At 43.8% G+C, this 18,025-nt stretch carries 14 protein-coding genes and 1 tRNA gene; 6 read left to right on the top strand and 9 right to left on the bottom strand.

What is annotated here, in order from left to right:
* Positions 1–19: 19 nt before the first annotated feature.
* From ACTJIX_RS02820 to ACTJIX_RS02810, 3 genes are all read right to left on the bottom strand, one after another.
* A tRNA-Val gene (locus ACTJIX_RS02820) sits at positions 20–95 on the bottom strand.
* A gap of 542 nt (positions 96–637) precedes the next feature.
* Positions 638–1,144 (bottom strand): cell wall-recycling L,D-carboxypeptidase ElsL, encoded by a 507-nt coding sequence (gene elsL / locus ACTJIX_RS02815; RefSeq protein ID WP_440611145.1) that lies wholly within the window; start codon positions 1,142–1,144, stop codon positions 638–640.
* A 4-nt stretch (positions 1,145–1,148) separates the two neighbouring features.
* Positions 1,149–1,544: a YbaN family protein gene (locus tag ACTJIX_RS02810; RefSeq protein WP_008307518.1), complete on the bottom strand. Its 396-nt coding sequence runs from the start codon at positions 1,542–1,544 to the stop codon at positions 1,149–1,151.
* An 88-nt stretch (positions 1,545–1,632) separates the two neighbouring features.
* Here ACTJIX_RS02810 and ACTJIX_RS02805 point away from each other — a divergent pair, with 88 nt between their 5' ends.
* The 3 genes from ACTJIX_RS02805 to dapE all read left to right on the top strand — a co-directional run bounded on the left by ACTJIX_RS02805 (position 1,633) and on the right by dapE (position 4,030).
* Positions 1,633–2,481 (top strand): DUF1853 family protein, encoded by an 849-nt coding sequence (locus ACTJIX_RS02805; protein ID WP_440611144.1) that lies wholly within the window; start codon positions 1,633–1,635, stop codon positions 2,479–2,481.
* A 138-nt stretch (positions 2,482–2,619) separates the two neighbouring features.
* Positions 2,620–2,769 (top strand): entericidin A/B family lipoprotein, encoded by a 150-nt coding sequence (locus ACTJIX_RS02800; RefSeq protein WP_004814773.1) that lies wholly within the window; start codon positions 2,620–2,622, stop codon positions 2,767–2,769.
* A 124-nt stretch (positions 2,770–2,893) separates the two neighbouring features.
* A complete protein-coding gene (gene dapE / locus ACTJIX_RS02795) occupies positions 2,894–4,030 on the top strand; it encodes a succinyl-diaminopimelate desuccinylase (RefSeq protein ID WP_308912144.1) in 1,137 nt (378 codons plus the stop codon).
* Positions 4,031–4,103: 73 nt separating this feature from the next.
* Here dapE and ACTJIX_RS02790 read toward each other — a convergent pair whose 3' ends face one another.
* The 6 genes from ACTJIX_RS02790 to pilG form a co-directional block, all read right to left on the bottom strand.
* Entirely contained in the window at positions 4,104–4,565 is a 462-nt protein-coding gene (locus tag ACTJIX_RS02790; protein WP_076754027.1) for a hypothetical protein, read from the bottom strand.
* 3 nt (positions 4,566–4,568) lie between these two features.
* Entirely contained in the window at positions 4,569–9,068 is a 4,500-nt protein-coding gene (locus ACTJIX_RS02785) for an Hpt domain-containing protein (protein WP_440611143.1), read from the bottom strand.
* Between the two features lie 168 nt (positions 9,069–9,236).
* A complete protein-coding gene (locus tag ACTJIX_RS02780) occupies positions 9,237–11,309 on the bottom strand; it encodes a methyl-accepting chemotaxis protein (RefSeq protein ID WP_004814766.1) in 2,073 nt (690 codons plus the stop codon).
* Positions 11,310–11,353: 44 nt separating this feature from the next.
* Entirely contained in the window at positions 11,354–11,890 is a 537-nt protein-coding gene (locus ACTJIX_RS02775; protein ID WP_004814765.1) for a chemotaxis protein CheW, read from the bottom strand.
* A gap of 5 nt (positions 11,891–11,895) precedes the next feature.
* A complete protein-coding gene (locus tag ACTJIX_RS02770) occupies positions 11,896–12,264 on the bottom strand; it encodes a response regulator (RefSeq protein WP_004814764.1) in 369 nt (122 codons plus the stop codon).
* Positions 12,265–12,295: 31 nt separating this feature from the next.
* A complete protein-coding gene (gene pilG / locus ACTJIX_RS02765; protein ID WP_004814763.1) occupies positions 12,296–12,679 on the bottom strand; it encodes a twitching motility response regulator PilG in 384 nt (127 codons plus the stop codon).
* 307 nt (positions 12,680–12,986) lie between these two features.
* Between pilG and ACTJIX_RS02760 the strand changes: the two genes are divergently transcribed.
* The 3 genes from ACTJIX_RS02760 to ACTJIX_RS02750 are packed head-to-tail and all read left to right on the top strand — an operon-like array spanning position 12,987 to position 17,960.
* Positions 12,987–13,646, top strand: a complete 660-nt coding sequence (locus ACTJIX_RS02760) for a hypothetical protein (RefSeq protein ID WP_004814762.1) — start codon at positions 12,987–12,989, stop codon at positions 13,644–13,646.
* A 51-nt stretch (positions 13,647–13,697) separates the two neighbouring features.
* Positions 13,698–14,831, top strand: a complete 1,134-nt coding sequence (locus ACTJIX_RS02755) for an efflux RND transporter periplasmic adaptor subunit (RefSeq protein WP_004891781.1) — start codon at positions 13,698–13,700, stop codon at positions 14,829–14,831.
* 21 nt (positions 14,832–14,852) lie between these two features.
* Complete coding sequence (locus tag ACTJIX_RS02750; protein WP_262467864.1) at positions 14,853–17,960, top strand: efflux RND transporter permease subunit; 3,108 nt, start codon at positions 14,853–14,855, stop codon at positions 17,958–17,960.
* Positions 17,961–18,025 lie beyond the last annotated feature (65 nt).

Here is an 18,025-nt window from a genome sequence, read left to right as displayed (position 1 = left end):
CTCAACTTTGAAAGAAGCTTGGTGGGCGCTGACGGGATCGAACCGCCGACATTCTGCTTGTAAGGCAGACGCTCTACCAACTGAGCTAAGCGCCCTTTCAAATCGACTTCATCGCTTGATGAGGTGCATTATAGAGAATCTTCACAGCGTGTCAAACGCTTTTCCGAATGTTTTCCACTTTTTAGGTTCGAGTGATTAAAAAATAGGTTGATCGCCAAAAAAAACAACACTTTTTGTTTATTTTTTAAGTCTATACCGAAATTTATTGAATCTCGAACTCAGATAAGGCGGTATTCATTGCTTGCTGGATCGTTCCTTATATACACCATACGGTCCAAAAGCCGCTATTTCACTGAAATAGTATACAAAGCTTTATCTAAGGACACGTTGTGATCATGTAAAAACGTATCTGCAATTATTTTTAATCAAAAATAAGTCGGGATTTATGCCATATTTTTCGATTCAGGAGGAAATTCAGCTTATTTCAAAGGCAAACCATGCTTTTCATTATGCTCTAAAGCTGCCTGGTTACTCATATTTAAAGGTGAATAGTGAGATAAAATCCTTTTACGCTCTCTACCCTATCTCACTCTCTGTAGAGATTTAAAATAGGAGCCATGAAAACATTGGTAAGAGACTATTTTTCTAAAGCATGTTCTGAGATATAAACCAGAGCCTGCTCATTAACCAGATCAAACAGCTCGATCAGGTCGGTATTACGCATACGGATACAGCCATGTGACATTGGTATCCCCATCGGTTCTGTATCTGGCGTGCCATGAATGTAGATATAACGGCGGTAAGTATCACAACCTTCACCATAGTTAAAACCGTCTTCCAAACCACTCAGCCATAAAATCCGGGTCAGAATCCAGTCCCGATTGGGAAATTCTGCTGCCAGTGATTCAGAATAAATCTCTCCTGTAGCCTGACGGGCAATGAATACACTATTCAATGGTGTATCAGTCCCGATTTTTTGCGCAACTTTATGCCAGCCTCGAGGCGTTTTACCACTATTTTCTATTTCTCCGATACCATTTTTACCACTTGAAATTGAATAACTCTTGGCAAAACGAGGTAGATACAGTTTTTGTGCAGCCAGATCAATCTGAATATCGGCTTGTTCTATAGTCCATTGCTGCATACATTTATTCCCTTTCAGACGGTATATGCTTTTCAGAGATTGGCTTGGGTTCCGGGCGGCACCATAACCAGATTGCCACGATTAGCATGGTCAGATCAGTAAAGATTTTGACAGCCAGCGGTGCATTGGTAAATAACATGATAATCCCGCTAACCAGCATCATGATACTGGCAAACCATTTGGCTTTACGCGGCACGGTCCGATTGGCACGCCAGTCGCGTAAAGTCTGTCCATATTTAGGGTGATTCAGCAGCCACTCATCCATCTGCGGCCAGCCTTTAGAGGCAGCCCATGTGGCCAGAATCAAGAAAACCGTTGTTGGCATGCCAGGCAAAACCGCACCTATAAAGCCTAATGTCACAAAAATGACCACCAGACTTCGCCAAAACAACACTTTCATACAGCAACCCTAACCATGGAATTGGGGTAGTATAAGGTGTTTTTGATTCTTATCCGTTGTATTTCTGCATATTTAGCTAGGACTCTTCATGCCTGTACCCTGCCTGACTCAGGACTTTATTGAACCGTGGCAACAGTATCAGCATCCACTGGTACGTCAGCTGGCATTCGCTGTTGGCAGTCCAAATATCCTTTCTCAGGTGCCTGACAAACTTGAACTAGAGCATGCCTTTGACTTGCATTCAGATCAAATGTGGCAACAATATCTGGAAAATTATCATCCACGACTTTTAGAACTGGATCAAAATCCACAGGCTTTGGAAAACTTTGTTGCACAACTCAAAAGTACCCGTCTTGGACTGCGTTTCGAAATGCTGATCTGGTTTTGGCTGCTGGATAAGGGTTATCATCCCTATACCCTGCTTGGACATAGTATTCAGAAGATTGACGGATCCAGAACCTTTGGTGAACTCGATTTTCTGCTGTTCAATAAAATCAGCGGAAAAATTGAACACTGGGAAATTGCTTTAAAATACTATCTGGCTGAAGCAGATTTTAGCTTGCCGCATTGGTATGGCTTAAACCGAAGCGATACCTTGAATCGCAAGTTGCAGCATTTCACCCAAAAACAGTTCCAGTTTCCGGATGCGCTGGATTATCCGATTGATCAGCGATTCTGCATATTGAAGGGACAACTGTATTTACCAGTCCATCGCAGCGCGCCTATTCCAGACTGGGTGAATACAGGACGGCGTTTGGGCAGCTGGGGCTATCAGATTCCAGACCGGGAACAAGGCTTTTATCGTTTGCAACGACATGAATGGATCTATCCAAACCGGCATATGAGCAGTGACTATCCACAGTGGTGGACTAATGGCTTATATAAATCGGCACTCAGCGGAGATTTCTATATGTTCCGTGTCCCGACACTGATCTAGGATATTTACTGAAAAATTTGATAACTATTACATTAATTTACGCAAGCACTATGAAAACCATATATTTTTTCTTTCGTATATTTTCTAATCTAAGTTCCACATCATAATAATTTTATTATTGATAACACGGAGATGATGATGAAAAAAATTCTTGCAACTTCTTTAATCTTGGCATTTGTACTTACAGGTTGTAATACTGTGAAAGGCGTTGGTAAAGATGTGTCTAAAGCGGGTGAAGCCGTGACTGGTACAGCAGAAAAAACTTCTGATGAAATTCGCCGCAACTAATCTTATTGCCTTAGTAAAAGAACCCTGCGCTTGTCAGGGTTTTTTTATGTCTGAGATTCCCAAATTACTATTTCTTCGCCTATCATAGTGCCCACAATATTCTTGATTTATGAATGAATCTCATATGACATCTTCCGCAACTCTCGATTTAAGCCTGCAACTGTTACGTCAGCCTTCCGTTACTCCAGTCGATCATGATTGCCAGAACATCATGGCAGAACGCCTGAAAAAGGTAGGCTTCAATATCGAAAACATGCGTTTTGAAGATGTCGACAATATCTGGGCACGCAAAGGGACGGATGGCCCGGTGTTCTGTTTTGCAGGTCATACAGATGTAGTGCCAACCGGCAACCTGGATGCCTGGAACTCTGACCCGTTCCTGCCAGAAATCCGTGATGGTAAACTTTATGGTCGCGGCAGTGCAGATATGAAAACTGCCTTGGCAGCCATGGTTGTTGCTACTGAGCGCTTTGTAGAGAAATATCCAGATCATAAAGGTTCAATTGCTTACCTGATCACTTCTGATGAAGAAGGTCCATCAATCAATGGTACGGTAAAAGTCATTGAGGCCTTAGAAGCGCGTAATGAGAAAATTACCTGGTGTCTGGTAGGTGAACCATCTAGTACCAATAAACTTGGTGATATTGTTAAAAACGGCCGTCGTGGCTCATTGAATGCCAACCTGACTGTCAAAGGTAAACAAGGTCATGTAGCCTATCCCCATCTTGCTGTGAATCCAATTCATACTGCATCTAAAGCCATCGCTGAACTCTGTGAAACTGTTTGGGATAATGGCAACGAATACTTCCCGGCAACCTCTTTCCAGATTTCCAATATCAATGCTGGCACAGGCGCAACCAACGTTGTTCCAGGCACAATGAATTTACTGTGCAACTGGCGTTATTCAACTGAAGTAACTGCTGACGAATTAAAAGCACGTACTTTAGAAATTCTGGATCATCATGGTGTGGAATATGACATTCAGTGGACTTTATCTGGGCTGCCATTCCTGACACCAGTCGGTGAACTGGTGAATGCTGCTAAAGATGCGATCCGTGATGTCACTGGTACTGAAACCGAACTGTCAACTTCTGGAGGTACTTCAGATGGCCGTTTCATTGCCCCTACCGGTGCTCAAGTTCTTGAGCTAGGCGTATTGAATGCAACGATTCACCAGATTAATGAGCATGTCGATATTGCAGATCTGGAACCACTGGCTGAAATTTACGAAAAAATCCTGATCCATTTGTTGGCAAACTAAGCCAGATTGAAAAGCTCCAAATAAAAAAGGAACTCCATTGAGTTCCTTTTTTATATTCTTAGATTTATATAGCTTAATGGCCGACTAGGGACTGAATATATGCCATCTGGGGAATATGGTACATCGCCTCGCCCATACGTACATACTGGAAAATCGTCGGATCTGTCACTTCGCGTTCATCATCGACAATTTCCGAAATACGTAAACGGATGGTCTTGGGCATTTCATTGCACATCAGGGCAAAACGCTGATTCGCTTCATCCCCTTCAATGACTAATGCTACACCATTCTTACGGTCTGGATCATTCACTGCATAAACTGGAAGTTGTGCATCATGCCACTCTACAGTTTTTACCTGTGTAGCACTATCCAGCGCTGACAGAACGATGTTCTGCGGCAGCAACATCGGATCCTTGCCATGACAGTCGATGATATACGCATCAATAAATCCCGTAGATACGGTAATGAGATGCTGTAGCTCCTGCTGGCTGATTTTATCGGCCGACACTGCGTTCACATTAGTCTGACTATTCATTCATTACCCCTGTTGAGCAGCAATTAATTCTTGAACATTGGCAAGCAGCTCCGCTTCCTGGAACGGTTTACCCATATAGTGTGTCACACCCAGACTGAAGGCACGCTCACGATGCTTCTCCCCAGTACGTGAGGTGATCATGATAATTGGCAAGTTGCAGTGAATATCATGATGGCGAACCAGGTTAGTTACTTCGAAACCATCCATACGTGGCATTTCAATATCCAGCAACATCAGGTCTGGACGGACATTTTCCAACTGTTCAATCGCGTCGACACCATCTTTGGCAGTGACAATATCATAACCCTGACGCTCTAACAGACGTGACGTTACCTTACGTACAGTTACCGAGTCATCGACAATCATGACCAGACGACGTGCATTACCACGACGCGACAGATCCTGCTGATCAGATAACTGTTTGATACGCTGAGTCGCCTGAACCTGACGGGCAATATTCTGACCATCCAGAATCAGACAGACCTGACCATCACCAAGAATGGTTGCCCCTGCAATCACACCCACACTGGCAAACTGCTGTCCAATCGGTTTCACTACGATCTGTGCACGTGAGCCAACTAATTGATCCACCAGCAAAGCGATACTTTGACCACCATTACCCTTGATAAGGAGTACTGGTAATGAATGCGCAACATTGTTCAAACGTGGAATTGGCTGATTAGAGACAAACTCAGACAGATAGCGCAGCTTGTAGTTCACACCATCAATCTTGAAGTAATCATCCTTACTGTTGAAGTAAGTTTCCAGTGTTGCTGGTGCAATACGGACAATACGGTCAATCTGTGCCAGAGAAATGGCAAATTGCTGGTCACCTGCTTTCACCATCAAGGCATCACTGACTGCCACAGTGGTCGGTACGCGAATCGTAAAGGTAGTGCCTTTGCCCAGTTCAGAATTTACCGAAACGTGACCGCCCAGCGTTTTGATTTCGCTTTGTACCACGTCCAGACCAACACCTCGACCAGAAATCTGGGTGACTGCTTTAGCCGTACTGAAACCTGGATGGAAGATGAATTGCAGCAATTCTTCCTGATCCACCTGCTGTTCCGCTTTGATCAAGTCCAGACTGATGGCTTTAGCACGAATACTCTCCGCATCAATTCCCTTACCATCATCACTAAAGGAGATAATGACATCGGTACCCTGACGGCTAATGTTCAGGACAATTGAACCGACTTCTGGCTTATTCAGCGCAAGCCGTTCTGCAGTATCTTCCAGACCATGGTCAATCGCGTTACGTAGCATGTGCTCAAATGGGTTTACCAGACGTTCCAGAATGGTACGGTCGAGTTCACCTTCGGTATTCTGAACAATCAGCTCTGCCGGACGGTTCAGTGTGGTCGAAGTTTGACGCACAATACGTTGTAAACGTGGCAACATACGGTCAAATGGTACCAGACGGGTACGCATCAGACTTTCCTGAATCTCAGCCTGGATACGCGATTGTTGCAATAGCAAACCTTCGGTATCACGGATTTTTTCCGCGAGCGTGGTCTTAAAGTCGACCAAGTCCGATGCAGATTCAGCAAGAGATTTAGATAACTGGTTCAGGGATGAATATTGGTCCATCTCCAAGGGGTCGAAGTCAGCATAGCGTGAGTTTTCTGAGCCATGTTTGGCAATAATCTGAGACTCCAGCTCGCCTTCCATACGGCGCAGCTGATCAGCCAGACGTTTGATCGCCAGTTCCATCTCATTTAAGGTATTGCCGAGCTGTCCCAGATCCATCTCGATACGCGAACGGTTAATTGCATTTTCGCCTGACAGGTCAATCATCTTCTCGACCAGTTCGGCTGAAATACGGATCATCTCGTTACTGCTATCGCTTGAGGTGTTCTCAGCCCACTCACCCATCATATTTGGTGGTTCAGTACCATCACCTTGAACAAACTCGAAGCCAGTTGTAACTTCCAGACTTTCAGTTTTGGTCAGACGTTCAGGTAGCTGTGCAGTGACATCTACAAACTCAATCGCATCCAGCGCTGCTTTGATTTGCTCAAAACCATTGTAATCATGATCAAAAATGGCTTGACCCAGCCATTTCAGGGTCTTTTGCAGCAGACTGTCATAGGCATTGGAGTTAAAATGATGAACAGCAAATTGTTCAAATGCACTTTCCAGACCATAAGCAATACTTGCGATGCTTTCATTGCTGATCATGCGGGCGCCACCCTTAATACTGTGGGCAGCACGCTGAAGTTGCAGCAATAAGCTACGATCACTTCGCTGATCGAACCATTGGTTCAGTAATTTTTCTGCATTTTCCAGAATCTCTTGCGATTCTTCCAGGAAGGTTTCTTCAACAATCGTTTGCAGATCATCTTCATCAGCAAGCATAGATTCAGCTGACTCAGCCGTAAGTGTTTCGCCTGACTGGTCTTCCTGAATTTGCTCATCTGATGCAGGAACAGATTCAGTTTCAAAGCTGTCTACTCGCTCAAGCGCTTGTGATTCCACAACGATCTCAGCAGATTCTGATGCATCGTCAATAACTTCTAGTTCTACAGAAGTCTCTGCTTCTACCGTCTCAACAGCAGCTACCGGAGTTGCAGTAGCTGTTCCAGCCACAAGTGCCTGGATATTTTGCAGCATATGAATAGCTTCAGGTGCCGGATAATCAATCTTATTATCACGAATACTCTGGATACGGTCTGACACGTTATCCTGTACCAGTCGGATAATCTGGATCAATGCAGGTGTTACGGTAATCTGCTGACGGATCACGCGCTCATAAATACTTTCCAGCTCATGTGCAATCGAACCGATATGCGTGGCAGCAATCATGTTTGCACCCCCCTTCAGGGTATGCAAATAACGCATCAGATTGTTCAATGAGTGGGTATTTTCAGGTTCTTTGGACCAGGTATTCAGGTCTTCATCAATGCCTGCCAGCAACTCATCTGCTTCTTCCAGGAAGATATCCAGCAAGTCTTCATCGAAATCACGGTTCGCATCTTCAGCGTCCTGCTGCTGACGATCAACTGCAATACGCTGGCTGAGCCCAGTAAAATCAACTGCTGTGGATATATCCGACTCTACTGGCGCAGATACCTCAGTTTCAACAACTTTGTCTGTAGCGAATACTTCGATGTCTTGCTGTACAAAGGCAGACAGATCCGCCAGAAGTTTTTCAACTTCGGCATTCAAAATCACCCGCTGTCCTGCCGCGAGCGTATCGAACAGGTGAATAAATTCCTGGTGTGCCTGTGCAAACAGTTCGAAGGCATAATCACTTTCAAGCAAGACCGGTCTCGCCAGCAAAGCATCATAAGCTTCTTTTAACTGGGATGCGAATTCATGAATACCGATCGATGCACGGTTATCCGTATGTACCATCAGCTCTGCGGCTTGCTGGCTCAAAGCTTCAATATAATCTGGATATTCTTCAAGTACCCGCTTATCAAACTCAAATTCGGCATCCAGTAACTGATCAATATTCAGTTCAACCAGACGTGTAACCATACCTTGAGATTGATCAGCATCCTGCTGTTCAGTCACAGTAAAGCCATAGGTATCCCAGGCATCCTCAAAAGTAGCAGAAATCCCTGCCAGCTTTTCAGTATTACCTTGTTTCAATAGATGTAAATAATCACCGATAAATTCTGAATATTGCTGTAATAGTGCTGTTTCTTTGGAAGTTGAAGCAATTTCATCCTGAACCAGCGTTTTAAATAAATTCTCTACTTTAACGCTGGCCTCACAGATATCATCAATCTGTGCCATAGAAGAGCTGCCACGCAGGGTATGCAATGCACGAATCAGGCCATTATAGTCTTGCTTGGCACTATTTTCATGTTTTAGGAAATCATGGATTGTCGCAAGATGTTCCTCGGCTTCTTCAACAAAGATCGCCACCGTTTCTTCAAGGTCAGTACGTTCTTCAGCAACTTCTACTCGTTCTGCGGTAGCAGTTTCAGCAATCTCTACTCCTGATGAATCTGCTTTTGCAGTATCCGCAAGCTCAAGACCTGTTAGCTGACCTTCAGCAGTCAGATTGTCCGCAAGTAGCAATAATTCTTCAAGTGCCGGTTCTGGACTCAATTGCTGTTGTAATTGTTGTCCTAAAAGTACGACTGGACGTAAATCAATGGTTAATGGCTGTACCTGCTTAAAGCATGGATACAATATATATTGATAGATATTTAAAGTTGCTTGCGCAAACTTCTGAATGACTGGTGTTAATTTGATTGAACCTGAAAGTACACGGTTCAAAGTATCTTCAACTGCCCAGGCAATTTCACCCGCCTGCTTCGCACCGACCATACGACCCGAACCTTTCAGCGTATGGAAATGGCGGCGAATGGTGGTTAATGTTTCTTGATGATCTGGTGTGGCAAACCACTGTGGCAATAAAGCATTTAACTCGACAAAGATTTCTTCAATCTCTTCGACAAATATCTCTAAAATTTCAGCATCTTGATCAAGATAACTATCTTCAGGAAGCGCTGTTGTTTCAACTAGATCTTTTAATATTTCTTTCATAGCTAAGGCTTCTTACGTTCTGCCGCCAAGAAGGGCGCTCAAACTTGATTGTGACCGTCACGCGAGACCTAACGTTTGAAGTTAAGTACATCTTGTCGAGGCTTGATCTGTATGTGGAGGTGTCCTAACCGGAATTAAGACACGCTCCTTCCCCCAAATTTGTCTGACTTATTCTGGAAGTTTAAAGTCAGATACAGATTCACGTAATGCATCGGCCATGTTGGCAAGTTCAGATACCGAACGTGCCGTATCGAAGGTTGCAGTCGTTGTTTGTGAAGTAATTTCCTGTACAACGTTCATCGTCGTTGCAATATGACCCGCAGATGCAGCCTGAAGTTTTGCTGCATCGGAAATGTTCGCAATCAGTTTTGCAAGGTTATTCGATACAGTTTGAATCTCGTCTAGTGCCACACCGGCATCTTTAGACAGGTTCGCACCACGCACAACTTCGGCAGTAGTCTGTTCCATCGAAATTACAGCTTCGTTGGTATCGGTCTGAATGGTTTTTACCAGGCCTTCAATCTGCTTGGTCGCAGATGCAGAACGCTCTGCCAGACGCTGTACTTCATCGGCAACTACGGCGAAACCACGGCCTGCTTCACCCGCCATAGATGCCTGAATCGCAGCGTTCAGTGCCAGGATGTTCGTCTGGTCGGCAATATCGTTAATTAGTGCGACGATGTTACCAATCTCTTGAGAAGACTCACCCAAACGTTTAATACGTTTAGAGGTTTCCTGAATCTGTTCACGAATCGTATCCATACCCTCAATAGAACGATGTACAACGTCTGCACCATTTGCTGCAATTTGTACTGAACGTTCCGCAACGACAGCAGACTCTTCGGCGTTGGCAGATACCTGGTCAATCGACAGTGCCATTTCGTTAATCGCTGCAGATGCACCGGCAATCTCTTGTGCCTGGTGTTCAGATGCTTCGGCTAACTGGTTGGTAATGCTCTGAGTAGTTGCAGTATATTGTGCAACTTCCTGAGATGTTTCAGTAATACGCGATACCAGATCACGTAATTGATCGATCGCGAAGTTAATCGAGTCAGCAATCGCACCGGTAAAGTCTTCAGATACCGTTGCATATGAACGTAAGTCACCATCTGCAAGGTCAGCAATTTCGTCAAGTAAACGAAGAATCGCATTCTGGTTACGGTCATATTCTTCTTGTAGGCGAGTTACACGCTGTTTATCCGATGCACCACGTAATGAAAGCAAACGGAATACGCAAACAATGAAGCCAGCCAGGAAGGTAAGTAACAATATTGCCGGAATAACTGTTTTTAAAGTTGAACCACCTGACAGTTTGTTCAGGTTATCTAATAGTTGGTCAGATTGAGAAAAAATAGATGCAGATGCCTGACGTACTTTTACAATCTGCGCTGAGTTTTTCAAAATTGTAGATGCAGCTGACTGTAATACATCATCATATTCAGCTTTAATACCTTCTAATGACTCACGTAAGTTCGGATCATCGATACGTTGTACACCCAGTTGTGCTGAACCATCTAACTGTGCATTTAAGTAAGCACCGAATGTTTCAGTATCCGAACTGAAGTCATCTGCAGACTCACGTGAACCATCTGTACCGGTTAACACCAAGCTGATCGAACGCAAGATACGTTCTGCAATGAATACCTGGTTTTTGGCAATAACCACCTGGTTCGACGGCATGTCCTGACGTGCCATCTGATCGACCATCAGGTTATATTCTGCCTGAATTCCTGGAATTGCTTCACCAATCGCGATGTTAGTATCGTAAAGTTGGTTAATGATTTTTTGTTGTGAAGAAATCAGGTCAATACTTGAAGATACTTCAGTCCATTGCTTGTCTACCGCTTGCAGGGCTTCATTATTCGAATGGATACTTTTTACCGTTTCCAGATTTTCAGCAAATGACTGCTGTGATTCGGTCAGTTTCTTCATTGCCTCAGGCGTGCCGGAAGCAGTCGCTTCAGTTGCTTGACGCGAAATGGTTTGTGAAAGTAGACGCAATTCACCCAAACTTTGTGTAAGTTCGTTGGCACGAGGAACGCTATAGAAAAGGTATAACAGTGTGATAGTTGCAGCAACAAGACAGCCAATTGCTCCGTAAATGAGTGGCTTAGACTTTTCACTATCACCAAATACACGTGATAGCTGATCTGCTTGTGATTGAATCTTGGCTAAAAAAGCATTACCGCCGCTGCGGCTGCTACTCTCGCCTGTATTTTTCTTCTTAAGCTTAAAGCCCATAAAGCTTCTCCCCGAATTTACGCCCTTTTACTTTCGTGCGACAATTAATTTATAAATTTTATAGATGCATTCATGTATTTTGGATTTTGCAACAAACGACTGAATAAAAAGACATGCCACTGCTGATTATGCTGGTGGAAATACCCCTGACAATATTCCTGTAAATTTTTGTCTAATTCAGTTGTTTTAGAAAAGAAACTTTTCTTATTAAAGTGTTGAATCCCCAAAACCTGATCTACAACCAGGCCGACATACTGATCATTATGGTTAATGCATAATACTTTTTGAGTAGGTGAATACTGGCTTCTATGTCCAGACATGTATTGAGCCAGATCTGAGACTGAAAGCAGTCTGCCCCGAATATTTGCCAGTCCCACTACCCACGGCTGAGTATTGGGAACAGGTGTATATTTTGGCGGATAGATAACTTCCGATACTTCCCCGAGCGGAGCAACAAAATATTGCCCCATCATTTCAAAAGCAATGCCTGACCATCGGTTGACTTCGTTGTCATTGGAAACGTAGTTTTTGTTACCCCGTTTCGCAATCCGAAGCAGTTCGATAAATCCATTCGCTGCCATAGCGCTTATCCTGCATTGAGGTGTTGCTTAATCACATCAATTAACTGATTTTCATCTACAGGTTTGGTCAGATAATCTGCTGCACCCTGACGCTTACCCCATACACGGTCAGTTGCCTGATCCTTGGTACTTACAATGACAATTGGAATATGTTTGGTTGTTGCCCCACGAGCGATCTGACGTGTCGCCTGAAAACCGTTTACCCCTGGCATGACGACATCCATTAACACCAGATCAGGCAATTCTGCCTGCGCCATGGTCACCCCATCAGCCCCATTTGCTGCTTCAATCACGTCAAAGCCGTGCTTGGATAGAATTTCGCGGAAACGAAAAGTTTCGGTCGGTGAATCATCTACGATTAGAATACGTGGCATGCCAATTTCCCCAAGAAAAAAATCAAATAAATTAAGCACTGATATGATTGCGGATTGCGGTAAGCAACTCATCTTTGCTAAATGGCTTGGTGAGATATTCATCTGAACCTACCACACGGCCTTTGGCCTGATCGAACAAACCATCTTTACTCGATAGCATAATAACAGGAATGTTCTGATAACTTTGCGAGTTTTTAATTAAGGCACAAGTCTGATACCCATCAAGGCGAGGCATCATGATATCTACAAAAACGATGTCGGGATTTGCTTCTGCAATTTTTGACAATGCTTCAAAACCGTCTACTGCGGTAATGACTTCACAACCTTCACGCTGAAGAAGAGTTTCTGCTGTACGACGAATGGTTTTTGAATCATCAATGACCATCACTTTTAGATTTTGGAATTTATCGTCCATTTCTTACCCCTTCCCATTCAGAAACCATAAGCGTCCACAGGCTTATAGCGGAATTTTATATAAGTGTCGATTATTTTTAACATACCTGTCCAGAGATTATCAACGAGCATTTTCTACACAAGTAGTCAAAAAATTATAATTTCAATAACGACTTCACACTTTCCCTGTTTCAATGATTTTTTTTTGAGTGGTAATAGCTTTTTATTGTCGGAATTAGGAATAATATACCAATATTATCACTTCTAATTAAGTAATTTAGTCAACTTTAAAAGAACTTTATTAGTAAACTTTTTTCGCGGAGCCGATAATGCGCCAGTTTGGGGAAAAACCTGCTTATATGGGTCAAAGAAAATCCATAATCAGGCAGACTGCTTTTTTAATGGTACTTATGCTGCAAACCATGTTGACTATTAGCCATGCATCCGCAACAAATAACGTGCCTCAAAAGGCAAAATGGTATCGTTATTATGATCATAAGGGGGTAGCAAATATTAGCAGCAACGTGACCCCTAACCATATTCGTTATGGCTATGAAGCACTAGATCAGAATATGCAGGTGATTCAGCGTGCCAAACCTTATAATGTTGAAGCAGATATTCGTCAGGCACCTCAACGCGCAGCACTTGCCAGACAACAGGCAGAAGACCAGAAGTTAAAACGTGCCTATAATAATAGTCAGATTGCATTACAAAAAAAGAATGAAGTACTCTCTCAGTTGAAAAAGCAAATGGCTTTCCAACAAGAGCAACTTAAGCAGCTACAAAAAGATCGGATTATGTTTGTACGTCAGGAACGTGAATTTCTACGTAAAGGTAAAAATGTACCTGAGCACCTTAAAAAAACCTTAGTTACCAATGAAAAAAACCTGACTGCACAAAAAGAAAATATTCAATCTTTACAAAGCCGCTATCGAAATCAGGAAGCAGAATACGACAGAATTATCCAGCGTTTAAAAGCGCTTGAATAATCTTTTATTCCTGATGCTGCTTCTGTGGTCAGCGCTATAAAAAGGACTCCTATGCACCCTGCACAGCATACTTATTTTTCGAAAAATAATACCAGTCGCTCTACTTTTGTCATGAGTCTACTCTGTATGAGTCTGCTCTTAACTGCATGTAATAAACAAGAAACAGCTGATTCAACGCCATCAAAAAATCAAAACACTGTAGAACTGATTGCTCAAGACCTGATTGAGGTAAAGACAGGCAATGCTGTGCAAAAAACAGCATTTACCGGGACTATCCGTGCGGTAAATCAAAGTAGCATTCAGGCTCAGGTGACCGCTACAGCGACCAGTGTCAATGCTCAAGTCGGGCAACGCGTTCAGAAAGGTCAGGTGCTGGTTCGCCTGAATAATCAAGACAATACTGCGCGTCTTGCACAGGCCCAGGCCAATCGTGCATCGGCTCAAGCACAGGCGAATCAGGCACGCCTCATGATGGAACGTAAGCAGCGCCTACTCAATCAAGGTTTTATTTCCAAAGCTGAATATGAACAAAGCCGTGTCGACTATCAAACACAATTAGAAAATGTTCGTGCACAACAGGCCAATGTCGATATTGCACAAAAGGCAGATCGGGATGGCATCATTAGCAGCCCGATTAGTGGGGTAATTACCCAACGTCAGGTTGAGCCAGGTCAGACTGTCGCTCCCGGTCAAACCATTTTTGAAATTGTCGATCCAGATCAACTGGAAATTCAGGCTAAAGTGCCGAGCGACATGCAGGCTGACCTGAAAACTGGCAGTAAAATTGAATACCGTATTCAGGGCAATCCAAACCTGCTTACTGCCAGTATCAGTCGGATCTCTCCTATTGCAGATCAGGCCAGTCGTCAGATTGAATTCTTTGCTCGTCCAAATGAAACCATTACTTCTTTAAGTATCGGCTCCTTTGTGGATGGCGAGATTCTCAGTGCTCGTCAGATTTCCGGACAACTGATACCTCTGGATACTATTCGGGATATTCAGAACAAGCCTTATGTTTGGGCTGTTCGCCAGAATAAGATCATCAAAGTGAATGTGGATGTACTAGAACAACGTTATAACGATAATCTTGCCGTCGTTCGCGGACTTGAAAGTAGTGATCGGGTCAGCCGAATCAGCTTCACAGATGCCGATATTAATAAAACCGTCACCCTTGGTCAGAACTAAAATCATAAAAGGATTATCAAGATGTGGTTGACGCGTATTAGTGTGAAGTTTCCTGTATTTACCATCATGATGATGTTCTGTCTGATGGTACTGGGCCTCGCTTCCTGGCAACGTATGGGTGTGGAAGAGTTTCCAGATGTGGATTTTCCCTTTGTGGTGGTCTATACCAACTATCCAGGTGCTTCTCCTGAAACGGTTGAATCTGAGATCACCAAAAAACTGGAAGACCAGATCAATACCATTTCTGGCCTTAAGCAAGTGATTTCACAATCCAGTGAAGGCCTGTCGATGATTACGGCAGAATTTAATCTGGATGTACCATCAACCACTGCTGCACAGGATGTGCGAGATAAAATTGCGTCTGTTACTGCTGATTTTCGTGATGAAATTCAGGAACCCGTGGTTGAGCGTTATGACCCATCTGCCAATGCAGTCATGTCGATTGTATTTGAATCCGACAAAATGGATCTCAAATCATTAAGTTCTTATCTTGATCAACGTATTGTGCCGCAGCTACGTACTGTTCCCGGTGTGGGTACAGTCAACCTGCTCGGTGATGCCCAGCGTCAGATCCGTATTCAGGTTGAACCACAAAAATTACAAGCTTTTGGGATTGGTGTAGACAGTGTCATTAACACACTGAAATCTGAAAATGTTGAAGTTCCTGGTGGTACGCTGAAATCTGGCAATTCTGAGCTGGTGATTGAAATCAATTCTAAAGTGCTGCATCCACAAGCCTTTGGGGACCTGGTAATTGCTAATAAAAATGGTGCGCCTATTTTCCTGAAACAGGTTGCCAAGATTGAGGATAGTCAGGCCGAACTAGAAACAGGTGCTTTCCTGGATGGCAAGGCAGCAGTGGCTATCGATATTCTGCGTAGTTCTGACTCTAATGTTATTGAAGTTGTCGATGAAACTTATAAAACTTTAGAAAGCATTAAAGCCCAGCTCCCGCAAGGTACTACTTTGCAAGTGGTGGTTGATTCCTCCAAAAGCATTCGTGGAACGATTGGCGATGTGGCACGAACCATCATTGAAGGGGCTGTGCTTGCAGTATTGATCGTGTTGCTATTTTTAGGTTCTTTTCGCTCTACAGTCATTACAGGCCTCACTCTACCGATTGCCCTGCTTGGTACCTTAACCTTTATCTGGGCCTTTGGTTTCACCATCAATATGATGACGCTGCTGGCACTTTCGCTCAGTATTGGTCTGTTGATTGATGATGCCATTGTGGTCCGGGAAAATATTGTACGTCACAGTGATATGGGCAAAGACCATGTCACTGCCGCTCTGGATGGCACCAAAGAAATTGGTCTGGCTGTTCTCGCCACAACTCTGACCATTGTTGCAGTCTTTTTACCCGTTGCTTTTATGGGCGGTATTATTGGTCGTTTCTTCTTTCAATTTGGCGTCGCGGTGAGTACCGCTGTGCTGATTTCCATGTTTGTCAGCTTTACCCTGGATCCAATGCTGTCTGCGCATTGGGCAGAGCGTAAAAAGGATCCAAATAAAAAACCCAACGCGGTAAAACGCTTTTTTACCTGGATTTCCAATAAGCTCGATGGCTTAAGCGATGTCTACGAGAAATTACTCAAACTGGCACTGCGTTTTAGATTAATCACGATTCTGATTGCGGTTGCTTCTCTATTCGGTGCTCTCGGACTTTCCAAATTGATTGGTACCGAATTTGTACCTGTGCCAGACAAAGGTGAAATCCGGATTAAATTCGAAACTCCGGTTGATTCATCTCTGGAGTATTCTCAAGCCAAACTCCAGCAGGTTGATCAGATCATCCGTAAACATCCGGATGTACGTGCGACTTATGGCGTCATTAATGGGGTTACCGACCGGGGCAAAAACCATGTCAGTCTACGCGTCACTGTGACGCCACGGACTGAACGTGAAAAAACTCTGAACGACCTTAACAATGAATTCCGTGAGCGCTTGCAGTCTGTAGGTGGGATTACCATTACTTCAGTCGCCTCCGCAGACGAAACTGTTTCTGGTGGGCAAAAGCCCATCATGATCTCTATTAAAGGGCCAGATCTGGATGAATTACAAAAAATTTCTGACCGCTTTATGGCAGAGATTAGCAAAGTAGAGGGTGTGGTTGACCTTGAGAGTTCATTGAAAGAACCCAAGCCTACTCTGAGTGTACAGGTCAATCGATTACTGGCAAGTGATCTTGGTCTTTCAGTCAATCAGATTGCCAATGTCATACGTCCATTAATTGCTGGTGATGATGTCACCTCTTGGCAAGATGAGAAAGGTGAAACCTATGACGTGAATTTACGCCTGACTGAAGATAAACGTACTCTACCAAGTGACTTACAAAATATGTATCTCACATCAAATAAGGCCGATGCGAATGGTCAACCAATCATGGTTCCCCTCTCAAGTGTGACAAAATTTGAGGAAAAACTTGGAGCATCCCAGATTAACCGCCGTGATCTGGCGCGTGAAGTACTGGTAGAAGCCAATACAGCTGGTCGTCCTGCAGGCGATATCGGTACGGACATTAGCAAAGTACAGGCTGATTTTGACTTACCACCGGGCTATAGCTTTGACACTCAAGGCGCCAATGCTGATATGGCTGAATCTGCAGGTTATGCCCTGACAGCGATAACTCTATCGATCGTGTTCATTTATATTGTACTCGGTTCACAGTTCAACAGCTTTATTCACCCAGCTGCGATCATGGCTTCGTTGCCCTTGTCCTTGATTGGTGTATTCCTAGCCCTGTTCCTGTTTAACTCGACCATGAACCTGTTCTCGATCATCGGGATCATTATGTTGATGGGTCTAGTGACCAAAAATGCTATCCTGCTGATTGACTTCATCAAGAAAGCCATGGACCGTGGTGAAGATCGCTATGAAGCCATTATCGCTTCTGGTAAAACCCGTTTACGTCCAATCCTGATGACAACGAGTGCTATGGTCATGGGTATGGTTCCTTTGGCACTTGGACTCGGTGAAGGTGGTGAACAGAGTGCACCTATGGCACATGCGGTGATTGGTGGGGTGATCACCTCTACCCTACTGACCTTAGTCGTTGTTCCAGTCATCTTTACTTATTTAGATGACTTTAAAAATTTTATGCTGCGCCATACACGTAAAATCATGTCATAATTTATTGCATAACAGTGGGGTGACATTCTGAAATGTTCACCTCATTTTTTATTGTATAATCTCTG

Origin of the sequence: Acinetobacter sp. 22323 (genome assembly GCF_052044895.1) — a bacterium.
Classification (GTDB): Bacteria; Pseudomonadota; Gammaproteobacteria; order Pseudomonadales; family Moraxellaceae; genus Acinetobacter; species Acinetobacter schindleri.
This window is presented reverse-complemented; position numbering and strand designations above follow the sequence as displayed.

Coding starts and splice junctions, on each gene's coding strand:
- elsL (WP_440611145.1), bottom strand. CDS start 1,144: ATGCAGCAATGGACTATAGAACAAGCCGATATTCAGATTGATCTGGCT.
- pilG (WP_004814763.1), bottom strand. CDS start 12,679: ATGGACGATAAATTCCAAAATCTAAAAGTGATGGTCATTGATGATTCA.
- ACTJIX_RS02775 (WP_004814765.1), bottom strand. CDS start 11,890: ATGGCAGCGAATGGATTTATCGAACTGCTTCGGATTGCGAAACGGGGT.
- ACTJIX_RS02800 (WP_004814773.1), top strand. CDS start 2,620: ATGAAAAAAATTCTTGCAACTTCTTTAATCTTGGCATTTGTACTTACA.
- ACTJIX_RS02810 (WP_008307518.1), bottom strand. CDS start 1,544: ATGAAAGTGTTGTTTTGGCGAAGTCTGGTGGTCATTTTTGTGACATTA.
- ACTJIX_RS02785 (WP_440611143.1), bottom strand. CDS start 9,068: ATGAAAGAAATATTAAAAGATCTAGTTGAAACAACAGCGCTTCCTGAA.
- ACTJIX_RS02790 (WP_076754027.1), bottom strand. CDS start 4,565: ATGAATAGTCAGACTAATGTGAACGCAGTGTCGGCCGATAAAATCAGC.
- ACTJIX_RS02750 (WP_262467864.1), top strand. CDS start 14,853: ATGTGGTTGACGCGTATTAGTGTGAAGTTTCCTGTATTTACCATCATG.
- ACTJIX_RS02780 (WP_004814766.1), bottom strand. CDS start 11,309: ATGGGCTTTAAGCTTAAGAAGAAAAATACAGGCGAGAGTAGCAGCCGC.
- ACTJIX_RS02770 (WP_004814764.1), bottom strand. CDS start 12,264: ATGCCACGTATTCTAATCGTAGATGATTCACCGACCGAAACTTTTCGT.
- ACTJIX_RS02760 (WP_004814762.1), top strand. CDS start 12,987: ATGCGCCAGTTTGGGGAAAAACCTGCTTATATGGGTCAAAGAAAATCC.
- ACTJIX_RS02805 (WP_440611144.1), top strand. CDS start 1,633: ATGCCTGTACCCTGCCTGACTCAGGACTTTATTGAACCGTGGCAACAG.
- ACTJIX_RS02755 (WP_004891781.1), top strand. CDS start 13,698: ATGCACCCTGCACAGCATACTTATTTTTCGAAAAATAATACCAGTCGC.
- dapE (WP_308912144.1), top strand. CDS start 2,894: ATGACATCTTCCGCAACTCTCGATTTAAGCCTGCAACTGTTACGTCAG.